The sequence below is a fragment of the Nostoc sp. UHCC 0251 genome (assembly GCF_034932245.1).
Lineage (GTDB): Bacteria > Cyanobacteriota > Cyanobacteriia > Cyanobacteriales > Nostocaceae > Nostoc.
Map to the genome: position 1 here is coordinate 1 of NZ_JAYGHD010000150.1, position 8,545 is coordinate 8,545.

At 41.7% G+C, this 8,545-nt stretch carries 5 protein-coding genes and 1 pseudogene; 4 read left to right on the forward strand and 2 right to left on the reverse strand.

Annotated elements, in window-relative coordinates:
* Positions 1–173: 173 nt before the first annotated feature.
* Positions 174–446, reverse strand: coding sequence for a DUF5132 domain-containing protein (locus tag VB740_RS15745; RefSeq protein WP_323200911.1), 273 nt, complete (start codon positions 444–446; stop codon positions 174–176).
* 469 nt (positions 447–915) lie between these two features.
* On the opposite strand from VB740_RS15745, the gene VB740_RS15750 reads away from it, so the two are divergent.
* The 3 genes from VB740_RS15750 to VB740_RS15760 all read left to right on the forward strand — a co-directional run bounded on the left by VB740_RS15750 (position 916) and on the right by VB740_RS15760 (position 7,398).
* Positions 916–1,155, forward strand: a complete 240-nt coding sequence (locus VB740_RS15750) for a hypothetical protein (protein WP_323200912.1) — start codon at positions 916–918, stop codon at positions 1,153–1,155.
* Positions 1,156–2,245: 1,090 nt separating this feature from the next.
* The gene (locus VB740_RS15755) at positions 2,246–6,412 is read left to right on the forward strand and encodes a PAS domain S-box protein (RefSeq protein WP_323200913.1); all 4,167 of its coding nucleotides are present in this window, start codon (positions 2,246–2,248) and stop codon (positions 6,410–6,412) included.
* Positions 6,409–7,398 (forward strand): PleD family two-component system response regulator, encoded by a 990-nt coding sequence (locus tag VB740_RS15760; protein WP_323200914.1) that lies wholly within the window; start codon positions 6,409–6,411, stop codon positions 7,396–7,398. Before VB740_RS15755 ends, VB740_RS15760 begins: the two co-directional genes overlap by 4 nt.
* Before the next feature lie 208 nt (positions 7,399–7,606).
* Here VB740_RS15760 and VB740_RS15765 read toward each other — a convergent pair.
* Positions 7,607–7,693 (reverse strand): annotated as a pseudogene (locus VB740_RS15765) (short-chain dehydrogenase/reductase); the annotation flags it as partial.
* A gap of 374 nt (positions 7,694–8,067) precedes the next feature.
* On the opposite strand from VB740_RS15765, the gene VB740_RS15770 reads away from it, so the two are divergent.
* Positions 8,068–8,295, forward strand: a complete 228-nt coding sequence (locus tag VB740_RS15770; protein WP_323200915.1) for a hypothetical protein — start codon at positions 8,068–8,070, stop codon at positions 8,293–8,295.
* Positions 8,296–8,545: the final 250 nt, after the last annotated feature.

An 8,545-nucleotide genomic window follows, 5' to 3' on the forward strand; every position in this document is an offset into this window, starting at 1 on the left:
GCTCCGCCTCCATAGCTTGACAAGAGGCAGAGCCTCTCGGAACTCGTTCCCAGCCGTTCAGGCTGGGAACGAGGATACAATAAGTCTTTGGGCTTTTCTTAGTGCCATTCGTACTGGCTCCTTGTAAAAGCTGATTATAGTTATTTTTCCGGTCTACTTAGCGTAAGAAACGTCTATTCTGTGGGTTGAGCTGACTTCAGGGGTCTTTCAGCAAGCTCAGTCCTTGCTTCTGCTACCATATCCTGCCAAGTGTCGTTCATTTCTGCAATCGCTCCTTTGTTGCTTTCATAGAAAAGAATTGCACTTTTAATTACTGCTTTGGTAATTGGTTTACCTACACCGCTGATTACTGGTGCGAATACTGGTAGAAGAAGCAATGCTGCAATACCTGTAATACCAAGACCTTCGGCTAAATCCTCAATGTCTGGTAAAAATTTAATTGACATAGTATTTTCACCTCCATTGTTCTTAAGCACTTTTATTCTATGACCCTGTTAGAAAAAACTTCTAACTACTTCATAATTCAATACCAATTCTTTACTTGTTGATGCAGCATAGGATGATTATTTATGCTCAACTGATTTTTTAATAGTCTTTTTTAAGACATTAGCGTTGATTTTAATACTGTTACAGATTTTACTTAGGTGTATGCATACAAATCATGCATACCCAGTACTTGCCAAACTTTCTGCTTGAGCATTGTTGTGCCCTGGAAACAATTGGAAATTAAGGCTTTAAGATTCATAGCCATCTGCAAATTCCAAGTTAATTGGTCCAAAAGATAGCGCTAAGTGTTGACAATTTATAAATAATCGAATAACAAGGTGGCAGCAGCATTTAAAAAAAAGCGTTGGTGCATTCCTACCTAGAAACTAATTAACGCCTTTCATTAAACTTCATACGGTTAACATAATTATGCCAGAAAATACGGATTACAAAGCTACCAAAGTAGACAATCAGCCCATTGCCTATAAAGAACGTCTCAATTCTTGGGCGATCGCTCGTCTACTTCCTAATACGCAACGGGAGATTGTTGCACGTTTCCGCAGCCGTTCTGATGCCGATGGCTATATGCGGCATCTCCCTCAGGAAATACCAAATGCTTCCTACATGGTTGTTTTTGATTGCCAGCGCCAAGAAGAAGCTGTGATTTAAAGCATAAGTATAGGCAATAAACCTATCTTGAAAATAGAGAACAGTTTACGAGTGATAGGGAACAGAGAAAGAGATATTCGTTCTGAATTGTGTTCGCACGAGCGTTTTGTACTCACTCTGTTCATGGGTGTCTCTTGCAAAAGAGACTTTTGCACTCTTGTGGCGAAAAGGGAAGGGTTAAGGGAAAAATAAAATTCATAATTGATAATTCATAATTATGTTCAATAAGGGAATTTCAACCCCACCTGAAACAAAACTACCTGTACCCGTATTTCTCACAAGCTTCAGGCGTTTGATGGAGCAGAGGGGCAGAGGGGCAGAGGGGAAAGAACAAGGCACATTAAACTCTCCCACTAGCGAACCTGCTCCCCTGCTCTCTTGCTCCCCTGCTCTCTTGCTCCCCTGCTCCCCTGCACAAGCGCAGACTTTAAGGGGTGTGGTGAGAAATCCGGGTCTAGAGGTATCAGGTACAAACTCTTTTTAATTATGAATTTGAATTAATAATTATGAATTAGGTTCAATCCCTTTAACCCTTGCTTTTAATCCCTTTCTTGCGATCATAGGCATAACTTGCTTAAAAGTAGGTGTATAGTAAGCCTACCTCTGGATTTCTATAACACGTGTGATAAAAAAAATTAGAAATGCGTAGGTGTAGCCCATCAGAGATATCATTTCCAACTCCAAATTGCTCACGCTTCACTTAAAAACTCTGGATGTTGTAAACGAGCATATCGACCTTTAATTTACCTGTTCAAATTCGAGTTGCCGAGCCACCTTGACCAATTTACCAGATAGTAAGCCTTTGCGCGTAGGGTGTTGGTGAGCCAGTAACTTTAAGAACTTTAAGTTTATTCGCGTCAGCGGCACATTGGCGCGAGTGCATCTCGTAAAGAAGCCTGTAGGGACAATTTGCTGCTATCAAAAAAAACAGTAATTAGAGCCAAAAATTATTAAGTTTTTTTGACAAGATTATATACAAATATTTAACTTAAAAATAAATTCCGTAATTGCCCCCTTGCTATTAATATTTTAGATTACTTAAAAGTAAAAGTTAGCGCAATAAGCCCTGAAAGTGCTGGAGGGTTAATCAGTGGTCAAACAGCACCAATATGACTGGTTAAAAGCTGTGAATTTTTTCCGCCAACGAGAATTACTAGCGCTGTCGCTGGGGATTTCCTTCTCAATCTCTGTAGTCTTACTCTGGCAGAGACTTTTAATCCAAACTCCGGGGTTATTAACACAATTAGTATTGATTGCAGGGCCATTGGTTGTTGTCACGCTGACATTATCAATCTATTTTGCATTGATGATGAAAGCAAGTAACCAGCACATAACAGCACTAAATCAGGAGTTAACTCACAGGATTTTTGAACATAAACAGGTAGAAATTATCCTCCGCAGGCGCGAAAATCATTTACGACAGTTGCTGGAAACTGTTAAGGTCATCCCTTGGGAATTAGACTTGAAAACTTGGCGATTTATTTATGTTGGGCCGCAAGCGGTAGACCTGCTAAATTATCCGATCGCAGAGTGGTACGAGGAAAATTTTTGGCTCAATCATTTACATCCACACGATCGAGAAAAGTCTGTTCGTTTTTGCCAAGAAGCAACTGCTAGGTGCGAAAATCACGAATTGGAATACCGGATGTTAGCAGCTGATGGGCGAGTTGTTTGGCTGCGAAATGTTGTTAGCGTAGTTGAGGAAGCAGGAAGTCCTACTATGCTGAGGGGGTTTATGTTTGACATTACTGACTTGAAGCTGGTTGAAGAAACCTTGAGACTAAGGGAGAGGGCACTTGCTGCTACCAGTAATGGAATTATTATTGCCGATGCCAGACTTGCCCATAATCCAGTTATTTACGTCAACTCAGCTTTTGAGAAAATAACAGGCTACAGTGCTACTGATGTGATTGGGCAAAACTGTCGATTTTTGCAACGCACAGATACACAGCAACTACCACTCAATGAGATGCGTTCATCTCTTCAAGCTGGAACTAGTTGCAAAGTTGTTCTTCGTAACTATCGCAAAGATGGTACCTTGTTCTGGAATGAATTAAGTATTTCACCGATCCATGACGAAAATGGTAAGTTAAGCCACTTCATTGGAATTCAGACAGATATTAGCGATCGCAAGCTTGCTGAAGCTAGTCTACGTCGGCAAGCCCTCACCTTTGAAAATATGCATGATGGCGTAATTATCACAGATTTAATCGGAAATATTATTGACTGGAATTCTGCTGCCGAAATCATGTTTGGCTATAGCAAAGCCGAGGTTTTAGCTAAAACTCCCAGTATCTTGCATAAACCAGAAGAAGCCACAGTGCTGACCAACAAAATTCTTGAAAGACTTAACCAGCAAGGACGCTGGTCAGGAGAAATACACTTTATTCGCAAAGACGGCAGTGAGGGAATTTGCGAAACAACCGTAGTATCTTTACAGGATGAACAGGGGGAAACTGTTGCTACTGTTGGCATTAATCACGATATTACCGAAAACAAACGAGCAAAAGTTGCACTGCAACAGCAATTGCATCGAACCCTACTACTTAAACAAATTACTCAGGAAATTCGTCAAAGTCTTGATATCAGCAGAATCTTTGAGACGGCTGCTACTCAAATTGGCCAAGCATTTGGAGCTGAACGCTGTCTGATTCATTCCTACATTAGCGACCCCACACCCCGAATTCCCCTAGTAGCAGAGTATAATATACTTCCTGGTTACTGCTCCATGTTGAAATTGGAAATTCCTATGACCAATAATCCTCATGCCGAGCAGATGATGGCACAAGAAATAGCGATCGCTTCTTGTGATGTGTACGTTGATCCTTTACTCCAGGCGGCTGAACCTATCTGCCGACAAATTGGGCTAAAATCCATGCTGTCAATTCGCACCTCATATCAAGGAGAACCCAATGGTGCGATCGGCTTACATCAGTGCAGCTATTTTCGCCAGTGGACACAAGACGAAATCGAATTGTTAGAAGCAGTGGCGGCTCAACTGGGTATTGCCTTAGCACAGGCTCACTTACTGGAACAAGAAACCCGCCAACGTGAAGAACTTACCTTGAAAAACTTTGCCTTGGAGCAGGCAAAACGTCAGGCAGAAGCCGCGAATCTAGCAAAAAGTGAGTTTTTGGCGATGATGAGCCACGAAATTCGGACTCCAATGAATGCTGTTATTGGCATGACTGATCTACTGCTGGATACCGATCTTACGCCTCAACAGCAAGACTTAGTAGAAACAGTTCGCAGTAGCGGAGATGCTTTGCTCACCATCATCAACGACATTCTAGATTTCTCCAAAATTGAGTCGGGCAAACTGGAATTAGAAGAACAGCCTTTTGATTTGAGAGCTTGTGTGGAGCAGGCTATTTCCCTATTAGCTCCTAAAGCTGCCCAAAAGGATATCGAATTAGCTTACCTGATCCAGCCGCAAGTTCCCACTCAGATCATTGGCGATATGACACGTCTGCGCCAAGTCTTGATGAACCTCCTCAACAATGCGATTAAGTTTACTGAAAATGGAGAAGTGTTACTCTCTGTTGATCTAGGGACTTGGGATTGGGGATTGAGAAATCTGGGTAATGAGGATTTGGATCAAGAAACTTCTTCCCATTCCCCAGCACCTAGTCCCCAGCCCCCTATCCCTGTTAAAGAGCCGCAACTTCTTTACGAAATTCAATTTGCTATCAAAGACACAGGTATTGGCATCGCACCAGAGAAAATAGAGCGCTTATTTCAACCCTTCACTCAGGCTGATGTTTCTATGACTCGACGATATGGCGGCACAGGGTTGGGACTGGCCATAAGTAAGCGGCTCAGTAAAATGATGGGCGGCACCCTTTGGGTGGAAAGCCAGGGGTTTGTCGGTGGCAATCCTAGACCTAAATGGGAAAGTAGAAAATTTTCCCAAGGTTCAACATTTTACTTTACTATTACTACCAAAGTGGCAGATCAATCAGAACAAGCTGAATTAAGCACTTCAACTGTACAGCTAGCATTCAAGCGCCTGTTGATTGTGGATGACAATCTGACCAATCACCAAATTCTCAGCTTGCAAGCAGAGTCTTGGAAGATGCAAGTTTATGCTGCCAAATCTGGTAAAGAAGCTTTAGCTCAACTTGCTAAGGGAATGCAGTTTGATATTGCCATTTTAGATATGCAGATGCCGGAAATGGATGGCATAACCCTAGCTCGTCAAATCCGCAAGCAACCTGGTTGTCAAAACCTGCCTTTGGTGATTTTGACCTCTTTGAGTAGACTAGAAACTTCCTCCGATTTTAATGATGTCCACTTTGCTGCCTCTTTGAGCAAACCCATCAAACAGTCTCAACTCTACGATGTTATTACCCGTGTTTTGGGAAATCAGCCAATCCAAGCCAGTATTTCTCATTTTCCCTTAGTTGATCGGCATTTGGCCCATCGACTGCCACTGAGGATTCTGCTGGCAGAGGATACGGTTGTGAATCAGAAAGTTGCCCTACTGATGCTACAGAAAATGGGTTATGTAGCGGATGTCGTAACCAATGGGCTAGAAGTGCTCAAAGCTTTGCAAAAACAGACCTATGATGTAGTGTTGATGGATATCCACATGCCCAAAATGGATGGGTTAGAAGCAACTCGGAGAATCTGTCAAGAATGGGGAGTGGGTTTTCGTCCCTATATCATTGCGATAACTGCCAATGCAATGCAGGGCGATCGCGAAGTCTGCCTTGCTGCTGGTATGGATGACTACATTAGCAAACCCATTCAGCTTCAAGAGTTAGCTGAGGCACTCAGCAAATGCCCACCCCAAAGAAGTTCTGAATTTACTGTCATAAGACAACCAGGTAAAGTGATGTGCCCAGAATTGCAACCTTCGCCATATATTCTACAGCCAGGACAAAACCAAACGTTACAAAGCGTCAAAATTGATCCCAAAATTCTTCAATCCTTGCGGAATATGCTCAGAGGAGATCGTGTGGCATTTGCCGAACTGATTGAGTGTTATCTTACAGAAACACCGAGACTAGTGCAAGATATGAGCACAGCTATCACAACGCACGATACCCAAACTATATGGAAGATAGCCCACCAACTCAAGTCCAGCAGTGCTTCTGTTGGAGCGATCGCCCTGGCGCAGCTTTGCAAGGTGTTAGAAGCACAGGGACGCAGCAGTAAATTAGAAAACAACCTAGAATTACTCTCACAACTATATCAGGAATATGAACAGGTTAAAACTGCCTTACAAAAAGAACTTGTAAAGGAAGTATCATGAAAGCCAATGCTCAAGAAAGCCAATTTTTAGTTCTAATTGTTGATGATGAACCTTTTATCCGCATGATACTGCGGCATTTCTTGGAGCGGGAAGGCTATCAAATAGCGGAAGCTCAAAATGGCATAGAGGCAATAGAAGTTTTTAACCAATTGCACCCTGATATAGTACTTCTTGATGCCATGATGCCAGATATGGATGGGTTCGAGTGTTGCACTCAGTTGGAGCTTCTTGATCATAATAAGCACACTCCAATTTTAATGATTACAGGGCTTGATGATCAAGAGTCAGTTGACCGTGCATTTGAAGTGGGGGCAATGGACTATATTACCAAACCAGTCCACTGGCCAGTTTTGCGACAACGGGTAAAACGTTTGATTCAGCAATCTCAGTTACAGCAAAAACAATCTCAGTTACAGCAAAAACTGGAAGCCGTTAATCTAGAATTGCAGCGATTAGTTACTATCGATGGCTTAACTCAAGTCGCTAACCGCAGACGGTTTGAAGAGTATTTTAACCAAGAGTGGCAACGCATGAAACGGGATAAATGTCCCATTTCCCTGATTCTCTGTGATGTTGATTTCTTCAAATTATATAACGATACCTATGGTCATCGGGTAGGCGATCGCTGTCTTCAAGAAATTGCTAAAGCCATCAAAGATATTATTAAGCGTCCCGGAGATTTAGTTGCCCGTTATGGTGGAGAAGAATTTGCTGTGATTTTACCCAACACAGACGCCGAGGGGGCGAGTCATGTTGCCGACAACATTTGCCATGCTGTCCGCACACTAGCAATTCCTCATAAAAATTCCCAAGTTAGTCCTTATGTAACCCTGAGTGCCGGGTTTACCACAGAAATTCCTCAGCCAGATTCTGACATGGAAGAAATGATTTACACCGCAGATCGGGCGTTGTATCAAGCAAAGACAGCAGGACGCGATCGCTTTATGCAAAATATTTTACTACCCCAAAGCAAAAATTCCCGCTAGTGCGCCAGCAATATTTATTAATTTCAATAATAAATAACACTCCTGCTTTTCATATCCTCACAACAGTTTTTAGTCTTAACTGAACCGTATTGGATTGTAATGAAAACTTTATAAAAATTATCTAGAAGTCATTGTCAAGAGGTTAAGATAAACTGCCTTTTGTCAATCAGTTAAAATACTCAAAATAGCTTTAATAAGAATGATAATCTTTTCGTGCCGTCAACACAACTTTGTCGCCGCGTTCTAAAACCGCTTCTGCTAGAGCGCGACCGAATCCGGTTGATGTTCCAGTGATCTAATAAACTTTGCTTATAAGGCTTTAAAGAGTTTTTTACCTATACTGATTATCTTTTACTAGCTGCAATTAATCTAATTTTATTTCTTAAGATAGATGATTTTTCTATTAAATTATTAATTTTTTAACACAGCTGTTCATTATAAATTTAATACTATTTTTATTATTTCCATAATTTTTTTCAATAGCTAAAACTCTAGTGTTAAACAGCAAATAAGATTATAATGAGTTGTTAATTGCTGGATGTAGCAATTTGTACTTGATTAAATTTGAAAGTTATTAGGTAAGGTAAAGCGAAAAGTTTAAGTATGTCCTGTACTTTTTCGCTTTACCTTACCCAATAAACTTGGTGAACTATTAGGTATCAAGAAATAATGTTGAAACGTCGCACAATACTAGTTGGTTTAGCTGCGCTTGGCTTAACGTTAGCTGCTAGTACACAAGTTCATGGACAATCTACTAGCGGGCCAGAAGCTTGGCAGAGTGTCTACAATGAGGCGGTTGCTGGGGCAACAACGAGAATTACAGTTCCACTTTTGAACACCTTATTATCATCTGTCTTGCCAGTAGTCTTCAAATTGGCAGGTTATTGGGGTGGTTAACCCGCATTTCTGATACTCAAACAGAGAAAGAGCCTAATTGAAGAAGGCAGGAGGCAGGAGGCAGGGGGCAGAAGGTTCAATTTAGAAGAGGATTCAAACCCCTCCTAAACTGGGGCCACAAAACAAGAAAATTTGGTGGGGGTCTTAAACCCTTGTTTCATGATTGTCACGGGCTTCTTGGCAGAAAACATTATTCCTCCTGCCTTCTGCCCGACGCTCGCGGACTCGCTAACGCTGCGCTATCTGCCTT